Source organism: Streptomyces sp. NPDC006687 (genome assembly GCF_040636215.1).
Lineage (GTDB): Bacteria > Actinomycetota > Actinomycetes > Streptomycetales > Streptomycetaceae > Streptomyces.
The window spans coordinates 127786-147126 of record NZ_JBEYJJ010000009.1; the positions used below are offsets into that span (position 1 = coordinate 127786).

At 74.6% G+C, this 19341-nt stretch carries 18 protein-coding genes and 1 tRNA gene; 6 read left to right on the top strand and 13 right to left on the bottom strand.

Annotated elements, in window-relative coordinates:
- Positions 1 to 9 precede the first annotated feature (9 nt).
- The 5 genes from ABZ716_RS14175 to ABZ716_RS14195 all read right to left on the bottom strand — a co-directional run bounded on the left by ABZ716_RS14175 (position 10) and on the right by ABZ716_RS14195 (position 5167).
- Positions 10 to 612, bottom strand: a complete 603-nt coding sequence (locus ABZ716_RS14175) for an ATP/GTP-binding protein (RefSeq protein WP_351891559.1) — start codon at positions 610 to 612, stop codon at positions 10 to 12.
- Positions 599 to 970, bottom strand: a complete 372-nt coding sequence (locus ABZ716_RS14180) for a DUF742 domain-containing protein (protein WP_351891562.1) — start codon at positions 968 to 970, stop codon at positions 599 to 601. Before ABZ716_RS14180 ends, ABZ716_RS14175 begins: the two co-directional genes overlap by 14 nt.
- Complete coding sequence (locus ABZ716_RS14185) at positions 970 to 1374, bottom strand: roadblock/LC7 domain-containing protein (RefSeq protein WP_079423415.1); 405 nt, start codon at positions 1372 to 1374, stop codon at positions 970 to 972. The genes ABZ716_RS14180 and ABZ716_RS14185 overlap by 1 nt, the downstream gene beginning before the upstream one ends.
- Positions 1371 to 3734, bottom strand: a complete 2364-nt coding sequence (locus tag ABZ716_RS14190) for a sensor histidine kinase (RefSeq protein ID WP_358958946.1) — start codon at positions 3732 to 3734, stop codon at positions 1371 to 1373. The genes ABZ716_RS14185 and ABZ716_RS14190 overlap by 4 nt, the downstream gene beginning before the upstream one ends.
- A 194-nt stretch (positions 3735 to 3928) precedes the next feature.
- The gene (locus ABZ716_RS14195; protein ID WP_358810819.1) at positions 3929 to 5167 is read right to left on the bottom strand and encodes an FAD-dependent oxidoreductase; all 1239 of its coding nucleotides are present in this window, start codon (positions 5165 to 5167) and stop codon (positions 3929 to 3931) included.
- A 321-nt stretch (positions 5168 to 5488) separates the two neighbouring features.
- Here ABZ716_RS14195 and ABZ716_RS14200 point away from each other — a divergent pair, with 321 nt between their 5' ends.
- The 3 genes from ABZ716_RS14200 to ABZ716_RS14210 all read left to right on the top strand — a co-directional run bounded on the left by ABZ716_RS14200 (position 5489) and on the right by ABZ716_RS14210 (position 8066).
- Entirely contained in the window at positions 5489 to 5716 is a 228-nt protein-coding gene (locus ABZ716_RS14200; protein ID WP_358958948.1) for a hypothetical protein, read from the top strand.
- A gap of 263 nt (positions 5717 to 5979) precedes the next feature.
- Complete coding sequence (locus ABZ716_RS14205) at positions 5980 to 7476, top strand: MFS transporter (RefSeq protein WP_358958951.1); 1497 nt, start codon at positions 5980 to 5982, stop codon at positions 7474 to 7476.
- Positions 7473 to 8066 carry a TetR family transcriptional regulator gene (locus tag ABZ716_RS14210; RefSeq protein WP_358958954.1) on the top strand — a complete coding sequence of 198 codons (594 nt, stop codon included), beginning with the start codon at positions 7473 to 7475 and terminating at the stop codon, positions 8064 to 8066. The genes ABZ716_RS14205 and ABZ716_RS14210 overlap by 4 nt, the downstream gene beginning before the upstream one ends.
- A 20-nt stretch (positions 8067 to 8086) precedes the next feature.
- On the opposite strand, the gene ABZ716_RS14215 is transcribed toward ABZ716_RS14210, so the two are convergent.
- Positions 8087 to 9427: a M1 family metallopeptidase gene (locus ABZ716_RS14215; protein WP_358958957.1), complete on the bottom strand. Its 1341-nt coding sequence runs from the start codon at positions 9425 to 9427 to the stop codon at positions 8087 to 8089.
- A 77-nt stretch (positions 9428 to 9504) separates the two neighbouring features.
- On the bottom strand, positions 9505 to 13458 hold the full coding sequence (locus tag ABZ716_RS14220; RefSeq protein ID WP_358958959.1) for a Pls/PosA family non-ribosomal peptide synthetase: 3954 nt from the start codon (positions 13456 to 13458) through the stop codon (positions 9505 to 9507).
- 209 nt (positions 13459 to 13667) lie between these two features.
- Here ABZ716_RS14220 and ABZ716_RS14225 point away from each other — a divergent pair, with 209 nt between their 5' ends.
- Positions 13668 to 13880 (top strand): hypothetical protein, encoded by a 213-nt coding sequence (locus ABZ716_RS14225; protein WP_358810813.1) that lies wholly within the window; start codon positions 13668 to 13670, stop codon positions 13878 to 13880.
- Between the two features lie 42 nt (positions 13881 to 13922).
- Here the strand turns inward: ABZ716_RS14225 and ABZ716_RS14230 are convergent, their stop codons facing one another.
- The 3 genes from ABZ716_RS14230 to ABZ716_RS14240 form a co-directional block, all read right to left on the bottom strand.
- Positions 13923 to 14456 (bottom strand): metallophosphoesterase, encoded by a 534-nt coding sequence (locus tag ABZ716_RS14230; protein WP_358958961.1) that lies wholly within the window; start codon positions 14454 to 14456, stop codon positions 13923 to 13925.
- A gap of 68 nt (positions 14457 to 14524) precedes the next feature.
- Positions 14525 to 14977, bottom strand: a complete 453-nt coding sequence (locus ABZ716_RS14235) for a hypothetical protein (protein WP_358958964.1) — start codon at positions 14975 to 14977, stop codon at positions 14525 to 14527.
- 144 nt (positions 14978 to 15121) lie between these two features.
- Positions 15122 to 15712 (bottom strand): TIGR03086 family metal-binding protein, encoded by a 591-nt coding sequence (locus tag ABZ716_RS14240; protein ID WP_358958968.1) that lies wholly within the window; start codon positions 15710 to 15712, stop codon positions 15122 to 15124.
- Between the two features lie 128 nt (positions 15713 to 15840).
- Between ABZ716_RS14240 and ABZ716_RS14245 the strand changes: the two genes are divergently transcribed.
- A tRNA-Trp gene (locus ABZ716_RS14245) sits at positions 15841 to 15916 on the top strand.
- 44 nt (positions 15917 to 15960) lie between these two features.
- Here the strand turns inward: ABZ716_RS14245 and ABZ716_RS14250 are convergent.
- The 3 genes from ABZ716_RS14250 to ABZ716_RS14260 form a co-directional block, all read right to left on the bottom strand.
- Positions 15961 to 16854, bottom strand: coding sequence for an aldo/keto reductase (locus ABZ716_RS14250; RefSeq protein WP_358958970.1), 894 nt, complete (start codon positions 16852 to 16854; stop codon positions 15961 to 15963).
- A 15-nt stretch (positions 16855 to 16869) separates the two neighbouring features.
- The gene (locus ABZ716_RS14255; RefSeq protein WP_358958972.1) at positions 16870 to 17805 is read right to left on the bottom strand and encodes an NAD-dependent epimerase/dehydratase family protein; all 936 of its coding nucleotides are present in this window, start codon (positions 17803 to 17805) and stop codon (positions 16870 to 16872) included.
- Between the two features lie 77 nt (positions 17806 to 17882).
- Positions 17883 to 18086, bottom strand: coding sequence for a hypothetical protein (locus ABZ716_RS14260; RefSeq protein ID WP_358958975.1), 204 nt, complete (start codon positions 18084 to 18086; stop codon positions 17883 to 17885).
- 225 nt (positions 18087 to 18311) lie between these two features.
- On the opposite strand from ABZ716_RS14260, the gene ABZ716_RS14265 reads away from it, so the two are divergent.
- Positions 18312 to 19334, top strand: coding sequence for a glycosyl hydrolase (locus ABZ716_RS14265; RefSeq protein ID WP_355969186.1), 1023 nt, complete (start codon positions 18312 to 18314; stop codon positions 19332 to 19334).
- Positions 19335 to 19341 lie beyond the last annotated feature (7 nt).

Consider the following 19341-nt stretch of genomic DNA (forward strand, 5'->3'; position numbering starts at 1 on the left):
GCTGCCCGGTCAGGCCCCCGACGGGGCCCCCGCCCGGGCGATGACCACGTCGAGCAGGGCCAGCAGGCAGTCCCGCGCGTCCGTCCGGGAGCGGGCGTCCAGCAGCAGGACCGGGGTGGAGGGGTCCCGCAGGTGCAGGGCGGCGGCGATCTCCTCGGCGGTGTAGGGCTGCTCCCCGTGGAAGCAGTTGGCGCCGACCACGAAGGGCAGGCCCCGGCTCTCGAAGAAGTCGATCGCCGGGAAGCCCCGGTCCAGGCGCCGGGTGTCGACCAGCACGAGCGCCCCGAGGGCCCCGCTCAGCAGGTCGTCCCACATGAACCAGAACCGCTCCTGGCCCGGTGTACCGAACAGGTAGAGCACGACCCCGGCCTCGTCGAGGGTGATCCGGCCGAAGTCCATCGCGACGGTCGTCAGGGTCTTGGACTCGATCCCGTCGAGATCGTCCACCCCGACGCCCGCGCTCGTCAGGCGTTCCTCCGTGCGCAGCGGCTCGATCTCCGAGACCGCCTCGACCAGGGTCGTCTTGCCGACTCCGAACCCCCCGGCGACGAGGATCTTGACCGGGGCCGCCGCCCGGGCGGCGCAGTCGTCGGCGGTGTCATATCCGGGCAAGGTTGTCCCTGATTTTCATGAGCAGGTGGACATTGGTGGTCTCGGCGCCCTCCAGGGGCGGCCGGTGGTCGATCAGCCCGCGGTCCGCGAGTTCGCCCAGCAGCAGCGTCATCGGCGTGAGGCGCATGTGCATCCGGGCGGCGATCTCGGCGACCGCCATCCCGCCCGGCGGCGCGCACAGGGCGAGGACGGCCTGCCATTCGGTGGCCAGGCCGGCGTCGTCCGCGTCACCGGGGGCCGCCGCCACGATGGTGGTGTCCATCGTCAGGACGGTCTGCGCGGCGGCGCTCGTGCGGCCGTCGGTGAGCGCGTACAGCCGGGTCCGGCGTGTGCTCCGGCGCTGCGGCTCGTCGGGCATTACGCGGTGGGCGCGGAGGTGCGCTCGGGGGTGCCCAGCCACTCTCCGAGCGCCTGGGCGGTCCGGACGGCCTCGCCCCCCAGTTCGCCGAGCCTGGCCTTGCGGGAGGTCACCACGATGAGCGTGCTGCCCTCCCCGCATCCGACGACGCAGAGGTACCGGTCGTCCATCTCGACCAGCTGGCGGATGACCCTGCCCCCGTCGATCTCCCGGGATATCGCCTTCATGGTGGCGGCTATGCCGGAGGAGGCGGCCGCGATGCGCTCGGCCTGATCCCGCTCCAGCAGGTAGGCGCTGAGTTTGATCCCGTCGTTGGACAGGAGCACGGCTCCCTGGATGCCGGCGATGCGGCTCAGGTTGTTGTCCAGGATGCCGTAGATCATGTCGCTGGATGTCGTCGTCATGGCTGGTCCGCTCCGAGCTCTGCTTCCACTTTCTTGGTCCCCTCTTCGTAGTCCGCCCAGGCGTCGGCGACCTCTTCGGGTGTCGCCGCGTCCCGGCCGGTGTCCGGCTCCGGGGCGCGGGGGCCGCGCAGTTGCCGGGTGAGGTGGGTCTGCGGGACGCGCTCGGGCAGGGCCGGGCGCGCGCCGGCGCGGGCCGCCGGACGGGTGGGCAGTGCCCGCCCCGATCCCGCCGCCGGTACGGGGGCGGGGGCGTCGGCGGTGTCCGTCGGGGCGGCGGCCCCCGGCGCGGGCCCGCGTACGGGCAGGCTGACGGGGGCGGGGGCGTTGTCCGGCCGGGACGGCCGGGGCGGCCGGGACGCCGGGGACGACGGGGACGGCCGCGCGGGCTCCGGGCTGCCTCCGGTGGACGCCAGCAGCGCGCCGGGCAGGATCACCACGGCCGCCGTGCCCCCGTACACCGAGCGCCGCAGGGTGACGCGGGCCTGGAGTTGTTCGGCGAGGTGGCCGACGACGAAGAGGCCCAGGCGGTGGGCGTTCTCGGCGAGGACGGAGTACGGGGGCGCCGAGTGCAGGCGCTCGTTCATGGCGGCGTAGCCGGCATGCGAGACGCGCGGGCCGCGGTCCTCGATCTCCACGGACAGCCCGTCGGCGACGAGTTCGGCGCGGACGACCACCTTGGAGCGGGGCGGCGAGAACCGGGTCGCGTTGTCCAGGAGTTCGGCCAGCAGGTGGCTGATCTGGCTGATGGCGTGCGGCTGCACGCTCGCCTCGTCCAGGGCCTGCCGTTCGATGCGCCGGAAGTCCTCGACCTCGGCGGCGGCTTCGCGCAGCAGGTCGGCGACGCGCATGGGGTCGGTGTGCGGGTCGGGGATCTCGCCGCCGGCCAGGATGAGGAGGTTCTCGATCTGGCGCCGCATCCCCACGGTCAGCTGGTCGGAGCGCATCAGCTGGGCCAGGAGCGCCTCGTCGTGGCCGAAGGTGTCCTGGAGCTCCTCGGTCAGGCTCAACTGGCGGCTGACGAGGTTTCCGGTGCGGGAGGCGATGCCGGAGGCGAACAGGCCGAAGCCGTGCCGTTCGGCGGCCAGTTGGCGGTGTCCGTCGACGGAGGCGGCGACCACCCGGGCGAAGGCGTCGGCGATCTGGCCGACCTCGTCCTGGCGTCCGCGTACGGCCGGCAGCGCGTCCTCGTCGACGGGCTCGCCGCGCTGGAGCCGGGCCACCACATCGGGCAGCGTCTCCTCGGCGATGGCGACGGTGCGGGTGTGCAGGCGGTCGAGCCGGTGCAGGACGGACCGGGTGATGAGGACGACGACGGCGCTGACGAGCAGCAGGGCGGCGGCGCCGGCCCCGATCAGCCAGAAGACCTCGGTCTCCAGTTCGCCGGCCTTGGCGTCGGCGTCGGCGAACAGACGCCGGGCCCGCTCCGTGTTGAGCGCGGCCAGGTCGGGGGAGAACGTGCGGTAGGCGGCCGGCCATTCGGCGACGTCGGCCGGCAGCTTCACACCGGTGGCGGTGTCCTTGTGGTTGGCGATGACCGCGTTCTCGATGCGGAGTTTGGTCTGCCAGGCGTCCGAGACGGTGAGCTTGTCGTACGAGGCCCGTTCGGCGGGCGGGAGGTACGGCACGATCCAGGTGGTGTAGAGGTAGCGGTGGGTGCCGACGGCGTCGAGGAACTGGGAGAAGCCGGTGGCGGCCAGTTCACGGGAGGGCCCGGCGAGCGCGAGGGCGGTGTCCTCGCGGGCGACCATCTCGGTGGCCGAGAACAGGGAGACGGCGGGCCTGCTCTCCTGGGCGAGTTCGGCGTCCTCGGAGTGGCTGAATTCATCCTGGTAGGCGCGGATGATGTCGTCGATGACACCGCTGTAGTAGTCGACCACCTGCTCGGCGCTGCCGGTGTGGGCGTCCGCGCGTTTGCGGTAGCCGGCCAGGAGGCCGAGCCGTACGCCGACGGCGCCGACGCGCCCTTCGCCGGGGTCCTGCTCCTGCCCGGACGGCTGCGTCCCGTCGCCGCCGCCCGTGCCCGACAGACGCCGGAACTCGGCCGCCGCCCGGTCGGTCGCGGACCGCTGGTCGCGCAGGGCGTCGTCGGACACGGGCGAGCCGGCCCACCGCGCGGCGGTGACGGCCCGCTCGGCCTGGAGCTCGTTCATCAGCCCGACCAGCGGCACTCCCAGTCGCTCGCCGGCCTCCAGGTCGGCGCGCAGGTGCTCGGAGCGGGCCAGCAGCCGCTGGGCGGTGACGGCGGTCTGGGTGCCCATCGCCACGGTGGGGACGACGGCCAGGCAGACCAGCATCGTGCGCAGCCGCACGGTGCGGCGGCGCCGGGCGGTCGGCGGGCTCGGCGGGCCTTCGGGTGCCATGGCAGACATCGGTCCTCGGGAGCGGCGGAGACGGGCCTGGACGAGGGCATGGGGGAACTGCCTGCACGGCCCTGTGGGGTGAGGGTGCCGATCATATCCAGCCAGTCCGAATAAACGGAGACCCTACTTCCACACGGTTGCCACCGAAGGGTTCCGGCCACTCCCGTCCACGGGTCTCCCGGCCGCCGGGAGGCTCAGCGCAGGGACTCCTTCGGCGGCCGCTCGCGCAGGGCGCCGTAGCCGATGAAGTAGGCGGGAACGCGGTTGAGCCAGCGGGACTCCGTCACCAGTTCCGTCATCCGCTGCGCGCGGCGGGGGTCGCCGAAGGCGGAACGGCCCGCCAGCAGGGGGGCGATGACCTGCCGGTGGGCCAGCCGCTGGAGGCCCTGGGTGGCCACCGTCGTGGGCCAGCGGCGCAGTTGGACGCGGCGCACGTCGGGCAGGCCCACCATGCCCTCGCGCAGGGGGCGTACCAGGTGGCGGGCGGCGGCCACCGCGTCCTGGACGGCCAGGTTGATGCCGATGCCGAAGACGGGCGACATGGCGTGGGCGGCGTCACCGATGCACAGCAGCCCCGGGCGGTGCCAGCGGCGCAGGCGGTCGAGGCGTACGTCGAGCAGCTTCACCTCGTCCCAGGAGGTGACGGCTCCCGCCCGTCCGGCCAGCCAGGGAACGGCGTCGGTGAAGCGGGTCATGAACCGCTCCAGCCCCTCGGCGCGACGCTCGGCGTCGGTGCCCTTGGGGATGAGCGCCGCGCACTGCCAGTAGTCGCCCCGGTCGATGAGGGCGGTGAAGAACCGGTCGCCGAGGCCGCCGAGGAGCCCGCTGGGGTCGGCCTCGTCGCGGGGCAGGCGGAACCACCAGGCGTCCATGGGGCAGGCGAAGTCCTCCAGACCGAGTTCGGGCAGCTCCCTGGCCAGCGATCCGCGCCCGTCGCAGGCGACGGTGAGCGTGGCGCGCAGTTCGCCGGTGCGGCCGTCGGCCGTCCGGTAGCGGACGCCGGTGACCCGGCCGCCCTGCCTGAGGAAGGAGGTCGCCTCGGTGTCCATGCGCAGGCGGAAGGAGGGCTCCTTGCCGGCTTCGTCGGCAAGGAGGTCCAGGAGGTCCCACTGGGGCACCATCGCGATGTAGTTGTACGTGCCGTGCAGCGCCGCGATGTCGCCGACGGTGACGAGGGTCCGGCCGGGTCCGATGGGCAGTTGGACGGAGGTCACCCGGCGCTGCGGGAGCGCGGCGAAACGTTCGGCGAGTCCGATGTCCTCCAGGAGCGAGAGCGTCGAGGGGTGGACGGTGTCGCCGCGGAAGTCGCGCAGGAAGTCCCCGTGTTTCTCCAGCACCGTCACCTCCACGCCGGCGCGGGCCAGCAGCAGGCCGAGCACCATGCCGGCCGGCCCGCCTCCCACCACGCAGCAGGTCGTGCGTTCCTGTTCCACAGCGGCACACCCCTTCCCGGGATTTGAGGTGCGGTCGCCGGCCTCCGCTCCGCCCGAGGTGACGACTCACAGGTAGGTGACTAGCATGGTGAGGGAAGGGCCGCCACCGCGGGAACGGGTATTTCACCTGCGGGGATGCAGAAGCGGCCCGTTGCATGAGCGGTCCAGCCCCTGGGTCCGTGGCCTGAACGGCCACGTTGACGGCGGATACGCCCCCACGTTGATCGGGTGAAGTGAGAAAACCATCGTGTTGCTGACCGGAAGGAGGAGCACACCGCTTCGCGCCGTGGAACGGCGCAGTGACGAGAAGGGTTTCGAACCATGCAAGCACTGAGAGTCAAGCAGCTCTTCGCGGCCTCCGCGATCGGCGTCATGGTGGCCGGCGGCGCCGTCGCCGCGGCGGGCACGGCGTCCGCGGCCGCGCCGACGCACGCGGTCTCGTATTCCAGCCACGGCTGGGACGACGACGACGACAACGGCTACGGCTACGGCCACGGCTGGTACGACAACGATGACGACTGGGGCGGAGGGTACGACGACTGCGGCTGACTGATCGGCCGAGCCCCGGAGAATCTGTACGGACCGCCGGAACCGGCGGCCCGTACAGTGGCGCGCCGGGGCAACCGCGCTATGCAATTCTCACCCCCGAGGGGAATTCTCGCCGCCACCGCTTCCACAGGAATTCTGCGGCGCCTCTGAATTCCCCGGAATAGAAATGCAACCACCCCGGGAACAGCCACCGCATTACCTTCTCGGTCCGTCCGGGGACGGGGTGCGGACGTAGGGGTGCACAGTCGTTTACCCTGGGCGGTATGCCCTCCGCGATACCCGCCGCCGGCCGTCCCTCCTCGCCGCACGCCCGCCACTCGCCGCACGGCCGCCTCGTCGTCCCCGTGCTCGCCTTCTGCGGCATGGTCGTCGCCGTGATGCAGACCCTCGTGGTCCCGCTCCTGCCGCACGTCCCCGCGCTGACGGGCGCGAGCCCGGGGGCCGCCGGGTGGCTGGTGACCATCACCCTCCTCACCGGGGCCGTCTTCACCCCCGTGCTGGGGCGCGTCGGCGACATGTACGGGAAGCGGCGGGTCCTGCTGGCTTCGCTCGGTGTCCTCACCCTCGGGTCGGTGCTGTGCGCGGTCAGCTCGGACATCGGTGTGCTGATCACCGGCCGGGGTCTCCAGGGCGCCGCCCTGGCGGTGATTCCGCTGGGCATCAGCATCATCCGCGACGAGCTGCCCGCCGAGCGGGTGCTGCCCTCGATCGCCCTGATGAGCTCCACCCTCGGCATCGGTGCGGCGATCGGCCTGCCGGTGGCCGCGGTGGTCATGGAGAACTTCGACTGGCACACGATGTTCTGGGCCTCGGCCGCGCTCGGGCTGCTCGATCTGGTCCTGGTGCTGAGGATCGTCCCCGAGTCCCCCGTCCGCTCCCCCGGCCGTTTCGACCTCGTGGGCACCCTCGGCCTGACCGGCTGCCTCGTCGGCCTGCTGCTGGCGATCACCCAGGGGGCCGACTGGGGCTGGACCTCCGGGCGTACGCTCGGCCTGTTCGGCGCGTCGGTGGCGGTGGGGCTGCTGTGGGGCCGCTACGAGCTGCGCACCCGCTCCCCCATGGTGGACCTGCGGGTCTCGGCCCGGCCGGCGGTGCTGCTGACGAACGTCGCGGCCCTGCTGATCGGCTTCGCCTTCTACGCGAACTCCCTCGTCACGGGCCAGATGGTGCAGGAGCCGACCAGCACCGGATACGGGCTCGGCGCGTCCATCGTGGTCAGCGGCCTGTGCCTGCTGCCCGGCGGCCTGGCGATGGTGGCCCTCTCCCCCGTCTCCGCGCGGATCTCCGCCGCGTACGGGCCCCGTACCGCCCTCGGGCTCGCCGCCGTCGTGATGGCGGTCGGCTATGTGGTCCGCTTCTACACCAGCCACAGCCTCTGGATGATCGTGGCCGGCGCCACCGTCGTCTCCTCGGGCACGGCCCTCGCCTACTCGGCGCTGCCGGCGCTCGTCATGCGGGCGGTGCCGGTGGGCGAGACGGCCGCGGCCAACGGCCTGAACACCCTGATGCGCTCCGTCGGGCAGGCATGCTGCAGCGCCGTGGTCGCCGCCGTGCTGGCCCATCTGACGTTCACGGCGGGCGGCCGGACGGCCCCCACCCTCCACGCCTACCTGCTGATCTTCCTCGTCGCCGCCGGGGCGGCGCTCGCCGCGCTGGTCGCCACGCTGTTCCTGCCGTCCGACCGGCCGCGCGACCGCGCCGCGAAGGGCGGTACGGTCGCGGTGTCAGCGTCCGTGACCGCCGCCCGGGAGAGCGCATGAGCACCACCGACGGGCCCGCGCGGGCCGCCACCGCCGACGGCGAGGCGGCCCCCGGTACCGGGCGCGACGCCATCGTGCGCGCCGCGCGCCGGGCGTTCACGCTGCGGCCGTACGCGGAGGTCACCATGCGCGGCATCGCCGCCGCCGCCGGAGTGAGCCCCTCGCTGATCGTGAAACGGTTCGGCAGCAAAGAGGCCCTGTTCAACACGGTCGCCGATTTCGGGTCGGCCGCCGACGCCCTGTTCGACGCGCCGCCTGCGGGGCTCGGCCGGCACTTGGTGCTGACGATGCTCGACCTGCGCGACCGCTTCGGCGGGGACCCGCTGCTGCGGGTGGTGTTCTCCCTCGGCATCGAGGACGAGCGCACCCTGCTGCGGGCCCGGTTCCGCGAGCAGGTCACCGACCGGCTGGCCGCCGCCTTGACGGGTCCGGACGCGCGGCTGCGGGCCGAGCTGATCGCCGGCCAGCTGCTGGGTCTGGGCGCCACCTTGAGCCTGCACCGCCCGGACGGCGCGGGCGCACACACGAGCCGCGAGCGGCTGGCCGACCTGTACGCGCCGGGCCTCCAGCGCCTCGTCGACGGCGCCTGAGGGCAGCGGGCCGGACCCGCTCAGGCAGGGGCCCGCCCGGGCCGGGGCAGCGGCGGGAGGGCCGGTTCGTCCAGCCAGGCCGCGCACAGCCCGTCCGTCGGCCGGCCGGCGTACCGGGCCACATGGGCGGTGAAGGCGGCCGTGGTCACCACCCCGTGACGGTGCCGGGTGGCCCAGTCGCGCAGCATCCGGAAGAAGGCGTCCTCGCCCAGGGCGCAGCGCAGCGCGTGGAGGGTGAGGCCGCCGCGCTGGTAGAGCCGGTCGTCGAACATCAGCTTGCGGCCCGGGTCGGACAGCCTCAGGTCCTGCGGCCGGGAGGCCAGCAGCCGGTGCGCGGCGGCCGCGAGCTCCTGCGCGGTCCGGCCCCCGGAGCGCTCCGACCAGAGCCATTCGGCGTACTTGGCGAAGCCCTCGTTGAGCCAGATGTGCCGCCAGTCGGCGACGGTCACGCTGTTGCCGAACCACTGGTGCGCGAGTTCGTGGGCGATGAGCCGCTCCGCGCCCCGTACGCCGTCCACGTGGTTGGCGCCGAACGTGGACAGGGCCTGGGCCTCGACGGGCACGTCCAGTTCCTCGTCGGCGACGACCACCGTGTACTCGCCGAAGGGGTAGGGCCCGAACAGTTCCTCGAACAGGCGCATCATGGCGGGCTGGCGGGCGAAGTCGTGGGAGAACCGCGGCAGCAGGTGTGCGGGCACGTGGGCGTTCTGGGGGACGCCGCCGGGTGCGGCGCCGTCGAGCGGCACCGTGCGGTACGCGCCCACCGACAGGCCGACGAGGTAGCTGGAGGTGGGGGCGGGCTGCTCGTACACCCAGGTGGTGGTGCTGGCCCCGGTGGTCCGCGTGAGGAGCCGGCCGCCGGCCGCCACGGTGTAGGCGGAGGGGGTGGTGAGGGAGATCTGGTAGGCGGCCTTGTCGGCGGGCCGGTCGTTGCACGGGTACCAGGAGGGCGCGCCGACCGGCTGGCTGGCGACCAGCGCGCCGTCGGTCAGCTCCTCCCAGCCGAGACCGCCCCACGGGCTGCGCACCGGCCGGGGGTTGCCCGCCCAGTGCACCTCCACGGTGAACGCGGCGCCCGGGGGCAGGGGCCTGGCAGGGCGGATGCGGAGCAGGCCGGCGCGGTGGGTGTAGTGCGGGGCCCTGCCGTCGAGCAGGACCCGTCCCAGCCGGTACTCCGCCAGGTTGAGGTGGAACCCGTCCAGGGGTTCCGGTCCGGCGATGGCGCTGATGCGCGCCCGTCCGGTGAGCCGGTTGGGCGCGGGCCGGTAGTCGAGGGCGAGTTCGTAGCGGTGCGCGTGGTAGCGCGGGTCGCCGTTCTGCGGGAAGTACGGGTCGGGTGCCGCTGTCTGCTGGCCGCTCACTGCCGTGTCCGCTCCCTGCGCCTTGCTCGTCCGGGGTACCGGTGGGCCGGCCTGCGACCGGCCGGGGGAACGCGGGTTCAGGAGCGCCACGCCTCGATCGGGTTGCCCAGCCAGCGGGTGCCGTCGGGGACGGACTCCCCGGCCATCACGAGGGAGGCGGGGCCCACCGTGCTGCGGGCTCCGACCGTGCTCCCGGGCAGGACGATCCCGCCCGGGCCCAGGGTGGCGCCCTCGCGCAGCACCACAGTATCGGTCCGCAGGATCCGGTCGTGGAAGAGATGCGTCTGGAGCACGCAGCCCCGGTTGACGCTGACGCCGTCGCCCAGGGTCACCAGATCGGTCTCGGGCAGCCAGTGGCTCTCGCACCAGACCCCGCGCCCGATCCGGGCGCCGAGCCCGCGCAGCCACAGCGTCAGCAGGGGGGTGCCCGGCACCGATCCGGCCAGCCAGGGCACGGCCAGCACCTCCACGAAGGTGTCGGCCAGCTCGCCCCGCCACACGAAGGCGCTCCACAGCGGGTGCTCCCCGACCCGGTGCCGGCCCATCAGCAGCCATTTGGCGGCCACGGTGACCCCGCAGGCGAGAGCTCCGGCGGCGAGCAGCACCACACCGGACAGCAGGGCGGCTCCGGCGGGTCCCGGCCCGCCGGGCGCGGTGGCCAGGGCGCAGAGCGCGGCCGCCGTCAGGACGGCCAGGGCGGCCGAGCAGAACACGGGGACCAGCCGCAGCAGTTCGACCAGGCCGCGCGCCCACAGCAGACGCGCGGGCGGATCGTAGGTCCGGCTGTGGTCGGCGACCGCGGCGGACCGGGGCAGCCGGACGGGAGGCAGGCCCAGGTAGGAGCGGCCCTTCTTGGCCTTCTTGGGCGTCGCGGACAGCACCCCGACCAGCCCGTCCTCGGGGACGGTTCGGCCCGGGGCGGTCATGCCGGAGTTGCCGAGGAAGGCCCGGCGGCCGATCTGCGCGCGCCCGATCCGCACCCAGCCGCCGCCGCGTTCGCAGGGGGCGGTCAGGGTGTCGTCGGCGAGGAAGGCGCCGTCGCCGACGGTGGTCAGGCTGGGCAGTCCGAGGACGGTGGAGACCTCGGCGCGGCGGCCGACGCGCATACCGAGCAGCCGGAGCCAGACGGGGGTGGCGAGCGCGGCGTACAGGGGAAAGAGGGTGTCCCGGGCCAGGTCCATCAGCTGGGTGACCGCCCATGCCTGCCAGCCGGTCCGGCTGTGCGTGGGGTGGCATCCCGGCCGCAGTCCGAGGCTGAGGACGCGTACGCCGGCCAGCACCAGCAGCGCGTACGCGAGCCCGTACGCGAGGGCCCCGGGTGCCACCGCGAGCAGGGCGCCCCGCAGCGCGCGGGCGGGTCCCGCGCCCGCGGGGACGAACCGGCCGGCCACCCACAGGGCGGGCAGGGCCGCGAGCAGGGGCAGGGCGGTGAGGGCCACGCCGGTCGCCCCGTACATCGCCCGCCACAGCAGGGGGCGCGGCGGGCGCTGCGGGGGCCAGTCGTGGCGGGCCCGGCCGAGTCGGACGGCGGGGGCGCCGGCCCAGCGCTGGCCGGTCGGGACGTGCCCGACGACGGCGGATCCGGGGGCGACCTCGGCCCGCTTGCCGATCCGCGCGCCGGGGAAGAGCAGGCTGCGGGTGCCGACGACCGCGCCGGCGCCGACCCGGACGGGCCCGATCACGAGCTGGTCCCCGTCCAGCCAGTGCCCGCAGAGGTCCACCTCGGCCTCGACGGCGCAGCCGCGGCCGAGCCGGAGCATCCCGATGACCGGGGGCAGGGAGTGCAGATCGACCTCGGGGCCGACGCGGGCGCCGAGGGCCCGCGCGTAGCGTTCGAGCCAGGCCCCGGTGAGGGAGGTGGCACCGGCGCATTCGGCGAGCCGCTCGGCGGTCCACAGCCGCAGGTGCACGCCGCCGCCCCGCGGATGGCGTCCCGCCGCCACCCCGCGCAGCAGCAGGCGGGCGCCGCCCGCCGCGATCGCCAGGCGGCCGGGCGGGCTCAGCAGCAGCACCGCCCCGGCGGCGACGAGCCACCAGGACACGGCCGGCGCCCACGGGTAGGGCCCGAACCGGTGCAGTGCGTTGCCGAGGGCGAACAGGACGACGGTGCGGCGCAGGCCCGCCAGGGTGAACAGCGGGAGCAGCAGCAGGCACTGGAGGATCCGGGAGCGGGCGGGGACCGGAGTGACGGTGCGGGGCGCCTCGTCCTGCGTCACCGTCTTCTCCAGCCGCCGGGCCAGCTTGCGCAGGACGGGCTGCTGGTAGACGTCGAGGACGGCCGCGGCCGGGTAGCGGGTGCGCAGCAGGGAGGCGAGCCGGGCGGCGGCGAGGCTGCCGCCGCCGATGGCGAAGAAGTCGTCGTCGGCGCCGGTGACGGGTACCCCCAGGGCCTGGCTCCACTGTGCGGCGAGCCATGCCTCGGTGCCGTGCAGCTCCTCGGCGGGTGCGGGGGCCTCGGTTCCGGGGAGGGGCCAGGGCAGGGCGTCGCGGTCGACCTTGCCGGAGGTGCGGGTGGGCAGGGTGTCGACGGGGGCGAGGAGGGGGACGAGCGCGGCGGGCAGGGCGGCGCGCAGCCGGGCGAGGGACTCCGCGGGGTCCCAGCCGTCCTGGGTGACGAGGTATCCGACGAGGAGCTGGTTGCCGCCGCGTGCGGTGCGGACGGCGGCGGCCGCGCCGCTGACGCCGGGCAGGGCCTGGAGCGCGGCGTCGACCTCGCCGAGTTCGATGCGCCGGCCGCCGAGCTTGACCTGTTCGTCGGCGCGGCCGAGGAAGACCAGCCCTTCCGGTTCGGCGCGGACGAGGTCGCCGCTGCGGTAGGCGCGCGGCCAGCCGAGGGCGGGCAGGGGGGCGTACTTCTCGGCGTCCTTGGCGGGGTCGAGGTAGCGGGCCAGTCCGACGCCGCCGATGACGAGTTCTCCGCTGCCGCCCATGGGCACCGGCTCGCCGGCGCCGTCGACCACGGCCAGCTCCCAGCCGGCCAGCGGGAGGCCGATCCTCACCGGTTCCTCTCCGGTCAGGAGGGCCGCGCAGGCCACGACGGTGGCTTCGGTGGGGCCGTAGGTGTTCCACACCTCGCGGCCCTCGGTGACCAGACGCCGGCTCAGCTCGGGCGGGCACGCCTCACCGCCGAAGACCAGCAGCCGGACCTCGTCGAGGCTTTCGGGCTCCCACAGCGCGGCCAGGGTGGGCACGGTGGAGACGACGGTGATCTCCTGGTCCACCAGCCAGGGGCCGAGTTCGGCGCCGCCCCGCACCTGGGAGCGGGGGACGGGCACGAGGCAGGCGCCGTGGCGCCAGGCCAGCCACATCTCCTCGCAGGAGGCGTCGAAGGCGACGGACAGCCCGGCCATGACCCGGTCGCCGGGGCCGAGCGGTTCGTCACCGAGGAAGAGCGCGGCCTCGGCGTCGACGAAGGCGGCGGCGCTGCGGTGGGTGACGGCGACGCCCTTGGGCCTGCCGGTGGAGCCGGAGGTGAAGATGATCCACGCGTCGTGCCCGGGTGAGGGTGGTGCGGAGCGGACCCGCTCGCGGGCGCGGGGGCCGGTGAGTTCGATGCCGGGGCCGGCGCCCAGGACGGCCCGAACCCCGGCCTCGGCGAAGACGAGGGCGGCGCGCTCGTCGGGGTCCTCGGCGTCGACCGGTACGTAGGCGGCCCCGGCGGCGAGCACGGCCAGGACGCAGACGTACAGGTCGTTGGTCCCGGACGGCACCCGTACGCCGACCCGGTCGCCGAGCCCGATCCCGCAGGCGGCGAGGACCCGCCGGCGGCGCTCGACCTCGGCGGCCAGGGCCCGGTAGGTCAGGCTGGTGGTGCCGTCGTCGAGGGCGGGCTCGTCGGGGTGGGCGCGGGCGGTGGCGGTGAAGACGTCGACCAGGGTGCGGGGCGGGGCGGGCGGGCCGGCGCGGAAGCGGGCGGACTTGCCGGAGGTCTCGTAGCCTCCGTGGCCGCCGCCGTCGCCGTCTTTGCCGCCGTCGCCGTCGCCGTCGCCGTCGAGCAGGTCGGGTTCACCGCGTCCTGGTGTGATCGTCATCGGCCCTGCCCTCTCGTTGACGACCCATCAGGGTAGTGCGGTGGCGGGGCGATGCACGGGAAAGCGCCGGGCGTGGCCGGATCGCACCGCTCTTCGGGTGGTGGCCTGACGTGTCGGCCGGCGGCGCCGGTGCGGGTTCGCGATGCTGGGCCGGGGCACGGCAGCGCCGGTGACGGCCGGCCCTCCCGCACGGCGACAAGGAGAGCGGTATGCCGACGGACTCGGTCGGACGGTTCCTGACGGCTCTGGACCCGGAGCGCCGCGCATCCGTCGGGGCCAGACCGCGCGAGGAGCAGGAGCGGCTCGCGGCGGCCTGGGAGGAGGAGCTGGGGGCGGACGACGAGCTCGACACCCTGGACGAGCTCTCCCCGGCCGCGGCCGAGGCGGAGGCGGCCCGCCGGGTCATGGACCGCGAGTCCTGACCCGGCGCGTCCTGACCCGGCGCGTCCTGACCCGGCGCGTCCTCACCCGCCGGGTCCGGTACCGGTGCGGTGCGGGGGCCGGGGCGGCAGGCGGTGGAGGACGAGGTCGCCGACCGTGCCGTCGGCGGCGGTGAGGGTCAGGAAGGTGTGGTCGGGCTGGCGCCGGCGGTCCGTGGGAGAGCCGGGGTTGAGCAGGCGCAGTCCGCCGGGGGCCGTGGAGTTCCAGGGGATGTGGCTGTGGCCGAACACCAGCACGTCGGTGTCGGGGAAGCGTGCCGCGCAGCGCCGCTCGCGCCCGGCCGCCGGGCCGGTCTCGTGGACGACCGCGAAGCGCACGCCGCCGAGTTCCGCGCGGGCGCTCTCGGGGAGCCGGGCGCGCAGGGCGGGGCCGTCGTTGTTGCCGTGGACGGCGATCAGGCGGCGCGCCCTGGACTCCAGCAGGTCGAGGGTGGCTTCGTCGGTCCAGTCACCGGCATGGATGACCACGTCGGCTTCGTCGACGGCCGCCAGCAGGGCGTCGGGCAGGCGCCGGGCCCGCGCCGGTACGTGCGTGTCCGAGGTCAGCAGGATCCTCACCCGTTCACGGTACGGGGCGCGCGCAAGGCCCCGCACGCGCCGCGTGCGGGGCCCTGTGTCCGGGCGGCTCAGCAGGTCAGGGTCACCTCGTGGACCACGGGCCGGCCCGACCAGGGGTACGAGGCCACGCCGAAGGTGGCGCGGATGGTCGAGCCGCAGGGGGCGGAGGCGGCCTGGCCGCGCACCTCGACGGCCGAGGAGGTGAAGACGACCGGCACGGCGCGGGTCACGGGAGAGCCGGCACCGACGACCTCGACGGAGAGGGTCGTGTACAGCTCCTTCGGCTGGGGGGCCGGGCTGCCCGGGGAGGGCGGGCCGGCCAGGCCGACCGTGCCGTAGAACTCGGCGGTGGTACCGGTGACGTCGGCGCACACCCGGGTGGAGAGGCCGGCCTGGAGGCCGGAGCCACCGCAGGTGGTGACGGTCTGGGCCACGTCCGCCGGGGTGGCGGCAACGGCGGGGGCGGCCGTGAGGACGGTCATGCCTACGGCGCCGACGGCCAGAAGGGTCAAGCGGTTCATCGCGGTTCTTCCCTCGTCACTCGTCATGGGACCGCCCCGCGAGCCGGGGCGGCCTTATGTCATGTGATATTTCACATGACACACGACGGGAAGGTGAGCGGGGGCCGAACCGTTCGCGACGGGGCGATGACGTCTGCGGGAGGGTCAGGGCGTCCAGCCCGGATCCCGGCCGCTCAGCCCTACGGTCCGGTCCAGCAAGGGGGCGTCGTCCGGTACCGCGACGACGGGCCCGAACGGTCCCTGGCCGCCGCCCGCCTCCTTTGAGGCGGCCAGCAGGAAGGCGTGCGAGGCCCGGAGCGCGGCGGGGTCGGGGGTGTAGTCCTGGCCAGTGGCCCGGGCCAGATCCCAGCCGTGGACGACGAGTTCGTCCGCCGCCACGGCGGCCGTGACGGCGCCCGGCATGTCCACGCCTCCCGCGCGGGTCATCCCGGTCCAGGCGGCCGGCTCCCGCCAGGCCCCGGCCAGCTCGCCGAGGGCGTGCGGGATCCTCTCCCGCCAGTCGGCGGGCAGCGGGGGCGGCGCCGCGCCCGGGGGCGTGGCGGTGGTGGGGCCGAGGTCCTTGCGGGCGGCGTCGCGGAAGGCGACGGCCAGGCCCGCGAGGTGGCCCAGCAGGTCGCCGACCGTGTACGCGGGGCAGGGCGTGGGCCCGGCGAGCGCGGCGTCGGGGACACCGGCGAGGAGGCGGGCCACGACGTCCGCCTGCGGTCCGAGGTCGAACAGGGTCGTGCCGGTCATCGGGGGGCTCCCTCCGGGAAGGAACGGGTCTGCAGGGTAGACCGGCCACGCGGCCGGAACTCATCGGACATGCCCACGGGCACCTGAGCGCTCGCGGACGGCCCGCATAGGATGCGGACGGTCCGGGCGGGGCCCGTAGCGCAGAGGTCGACGCGCGCGGTCTCCACAACCGCGAGGACGCCGGTTCGTATCCGGCCGGCCCCGCCCGGACCGCCCGTACGGCCCCGCCCGGGCGTGGGGCCGCCGCCTCAGGCCGGCGGAGCGGGCAGGGGCGCCTCCAGGCGGCCGAGTTCCGCATCGGTCAGGCGGAGCCCGGCCGCCTGGGCCGACTCGGTGACGGAGGCCGGGCGGCTGGCTCCCGGGAGGGGGATGACGGCCGGGGAGCGGCTGAGGAGCCAGGCCAGGGTGATCCGCTGCGGGCTGACGCCGCGTTCGGCCGCCACCTCGTGGAAGGCGGTGCCGGCGGAGACCGGGCCGGAGGGCCCGTCCAGGGAGCTGCGGGAGATGCCCCCGAGGGGGCTCCACGGCAGGAAGGCCAGGCCCAGTTCCGTGCTCAGCCGCAGCTGCGGTTCGCTGTCCCGGACGGCGGGCGAGTACCGGTTCTGCACCGAGGCCAGGCCGTCGCCGAGGATCTCGTACGCCTGGCGGATCTGGCCGGTGGTGACGTTGGAGATGCCGGCGGCGCGGATCGTCCCGGCGTCGAGGAGCTCGCGCAGGGCGCCGACGGACTCCTCCCAGGGGACGGCCGGGTCCGGCTTGTGGAGCTGGTACAGGCCGAGGGCCTCGACGCCGAGCCGGGCGGCGGATGCCTGGGCGGCGCGCTTGAGGTGGCCGGGGGTGGCGTTGACGGTCCAGCTGCCGTCGCCCGGGCGGCCCCGGCCCCCCTTGGTGGCGACGAGCACGCCGGAGGTGTCCCCGGCGTAGCTGGCCAGGGCGCGGGCGATCAGCCGTTCGTTGTGGCCCTCCTCGCCGGCGTGCCAGTGGTAGCTGTCGGCGGTGTCGATGAGCGTGACGCCGGCGTCGAGGGCGGCGTGGACCGTGGCGACGGCCCGGGACTCGTCCGGGCGGTGCTCGATCGACAGCGGCATGGCGCCCAGGCCGATGGCGCCGACGGTGGTGTGTGCGAGGGTGCGGTGCTGCATGGCGGGTGCTGGTCCTCAGGGGGTGGGGGCGGCGAGGGCTTCGGTGACGGCGGCCGGGAGCCAGTCGGCGGTACGGGAGAAGGTGAAGCCGAGTTCCTTCGCGCGGGCGTTGCTCATGGCGTAGTGGCGGTCGAAGGAGAAGGGGGACGCGGCCCCGGGCGCGGCGGCCACCTGGAAGCGGGGTGCGCGGCCGGTCCGCGCGGCGACGGCCCCGGCGAGGGCGTGTGCGTCGAGCGGGCCGTCGGAGCAGGCGTTGAGGGGGCCGTTGAAGTCCGTCTCGGTGGCCGCCCACAGGAGCAGGGCGGCGAGTTCCCGGTAGTGGATGAAGACCGTGGGCCGTTCGGTGGCGTACACGGTGACCGGTTCGCCCCGGGAGACGCGGCGGGTGTAGTGGGCCAGGCGGCCGGTGAACTCCTCGGCGCCGCCGCCGAGGACGTGGGCACTGCGCACGGAGGCGAAGGTGAAGCCGCCGGCGCGGGTGAGGACGGCCTCCGCCTGGCGCTTGCCCTCGGCGTAGTGGGCCTCCAGGTACGCGGCGTCGTGCCAGGGCAGGTCCAGGTCCACCGGCCAGGCGGCGGGGTCCACGGCCTGCTCGGACACCGGGGTACCGTCCGGGGCGGCCGTCAGGGCGGCGGCCGTCTGCGGGTCGTATACCTCGATCGTGGAGGTCATCACGTACCGGCGGGTGCGGCCGGCGAAGACGCGGGCGGCGATCGCGGCCTGCACGGGGGTGTAGCAGACCTGGTCGACGACCGTGTCGAAGGTGCGGGGGCCGAGGGCGGCGAGGAGGGCCGCCTCGTCGTCGCGGTCGGCGACGAGGTGCTCGACACCGGCGGGCGGGCGGCTGGAGCCCCGGTTGATCACCGTCACCCGGTGGCCGGCCGCCCGCAGCCGCTGGACCAGGAGTTTTCCGAAGTACCGGCTTCCGCCGATCACGCAGATCCTTTGCATGAGCCCACTCTGGGGCGCCGCCACCCTCAGCAGAAGTGGTGCGTTGGTGAACGGGTGTTAAGCAGAACTGGTGACGGTCAGGCGCAGGTGTCCGTATAGCCGCTGTCGGGTGGGAAGGAGCCGAGGTCCGCCCGGATCCTGACGGTCACCTCGTCCTCTCCCCGCCTGCGCTCGGGCAGGACGGGGCCGGCCTGCGGAAAGAGGGCGGCGATCTGCTCCGCCGCCTTCAGAGCCGCGGACTCCAGGCCGCGGATCTCGATCGTGATCACATGCGCGTTCATGCCGAAGGGGAGCGGCGGACGGGCCGTGCGGTTCCCGGTCGCGGCCGCGCGTCACCCGAAGAGCGCACAGGCGGCGTCCGCGGCGGTCCTCCCCCGGACGGGTCAGCCGGGGGCGGCCGGCTCCCGCGAATGGCCCAGGATCCGGGCACCGGGCAGGCCGGGTGGCGGGGGGATGTCTAGCGTCGCTGTGAAGCACACGGATTCCCGAGGCTCCTGGAGAGGACCATGTCGCGTAGAGGGCGATGGATGGCCGGCGTCTGCGTCAGCGCGGTCGCCGTGGGCCTGCTCGCGACCGGCGGCGGCCCCGCTCGGGCACCGCGGGAGGCCCCTCGCGGCGGCGGCGGTTCCGGGGTCGCGGTGGGCGCCTACCTCCACTACGACTCCCCCGGCGTGGACCGGATGCGCGCGTTCTCGCGCTGGCTCGGGGGCGCGGAGGTGCGCGCCGGGCACACGTACCTGCCCGGGGACACCTGGGCGAACATCGAGGGGGAGCCGACGTCCCTGGGCAGCTGGGCGCGGTGGCGCAAGGAGCGGCGCGACCGGCTGTTCGTGCTGAACGTGCCCATGTTCGAGGGCAACGAGGCCGGCGTCCCCGACGAGGGGGTCGCCGAGCTGCTCCGCTCGGGTGCGGAGGGCGCGTACGACGAGCACTTCCGGCGGCTGGGCAAGCGGCTGGTCACACTCGGGCTGCCGGACACCGTGGTCGTGCTGGGCTGGGAGATGAACGGCTTCAACTACACCCACCGGTGCCGGCCCGACCCCGACGCCTGGAAGCAGTACTGGCGCAACATCGTGGCCGCCATGCGCTCCGCCAAGGGGCAACGGTTCCGCTTCGACTTCGCCCCGAACCGGGGGCCGGACGCGATCGGCTGGACGGAGTGCTATCCCGGGGACGACGTGGTCGACATCATCGGCATGGACTCCTACGACCAGCCTCCCGGCGACTCCTTCAACGAGATGATCAACCAGCCGTACGGTCTGCGGCAGCAGGTGGAGTTCGCGAAGGCGCACCACAAGCGGATCTCCTACCCGGAGTGGGGGCTCTTCCGCAACGGCGACAACCCCGAGTACATGCGGCGGATGCTGGCGTGGATCTCCCAGCACAAGCCGCTGTACCACAGCATCACGGACTACTGCCCGCACGGCGTGTGGCAGTGCGCCCAGAACCCGCGTGCCGCGCGGGTGTTCCGGGAATCCCTGTCGCCGCCGCGCCGCAAGGGCCGTCCGGGTTCCCGCCCCCGGCCGTGAGGACGGC

Coding starts and splice junctions, on each gene's coding strand:
- ABZ716_RS14180 (WP_351891562.1), bottom strand. CDS start 970: ATGCCCGACGAGCCGCAGCGCCGGAGCACACGCCGGACCCGGCTGTAC.
- ABZ716_RS14190 (WP_358958946.1), bottom strand. CDS start 3,734: ATGGCACCCGAAGGCCCGCCGAGCCCGCCGACCGCCCGGCGCCGCCGC.
- ABZ716_RS14220 (WP_358958959.1), bottom strand. CDS start 13,458: ATGACGATCACACCAGGACGCGGTGAACCCGACCTGCTCGACGGCGAC.
- ABZ716_RS14210 (WP_358958954.1), top strand. CDS start 7,473: ATGAGCACCACCGACGGGCCCGCGCGGGCCGCCACCGCCGACGGCGAG.
- ABZ716_RS14185 (WP_079423415.1), bottom strand. CDS start 1,374: ATGACGACGACATCCAGCGACATGATCTACGGCATCCTGGACAACAAC.
- ABZ716_RS14225 (WP_358810813.1), top strand. CDS start 13,668: ATGCCGACGGACTCGGTCGGACGGTTCCTGACGGCTCTGGACCCGGAG.
- ABZ716_RS14205 (WP_358958951.1), top strand. CDS start 5,980: ATGCCCTCCGCGATACCCGCCGCCGGCCGTCCCTCCTCGCCGCACGCC.
- ABZ716_RS14235 (WP_358958964.1), bottom strand. CDS start 14,977: ATGAACCGCTTGACCCTTCTGGCCGTCGGCGCCGTAGGCATGACCGTC.
- ABZ716_RS14265 (WP_355969186.1), top strand. CDS start 18,312: ATGTCGCGTAGAGGGCGATGGATGGCCGGCGTCTGCGTCAGCGCGGTC.
- ABZ716_RS14250 (WP_358958970.1), bottom strand. CDS start 16,854: ATGCAGCACCGCACCCTCGCACACACCACCGTCGGCGCCATCGGCCTG.
- ABZ716_RS14255 (WP_358958972.1), bottom strand. CDS start 17,805: ATGCAAAGGATCTGCGTGATCGGCGGAAGCCGGTACTTCGGAAAACTC.
- ABZ716_RS14260 (WP_358958975.1), bottom strand. CDS start 18,086: ATGAACGCGCATGTGATCACGATCGAGATCCGCGGCCTGGAGTCCGCG.
- ABZ716_RS14240 (WP_358958968.1), bottom strand. CDS start 15,712: ATGACCGGCACGACCCTGTTCGACCTCGGACCGCAGGCGGACGTCGTG.
- ABZ716_RS14200 (WP_358958948.1), top strand. CDS start 5,489: ATGCAAGCACTGAGAGTCAAGCAGCTCTTCGCGGCCTCCGCGATCGGC.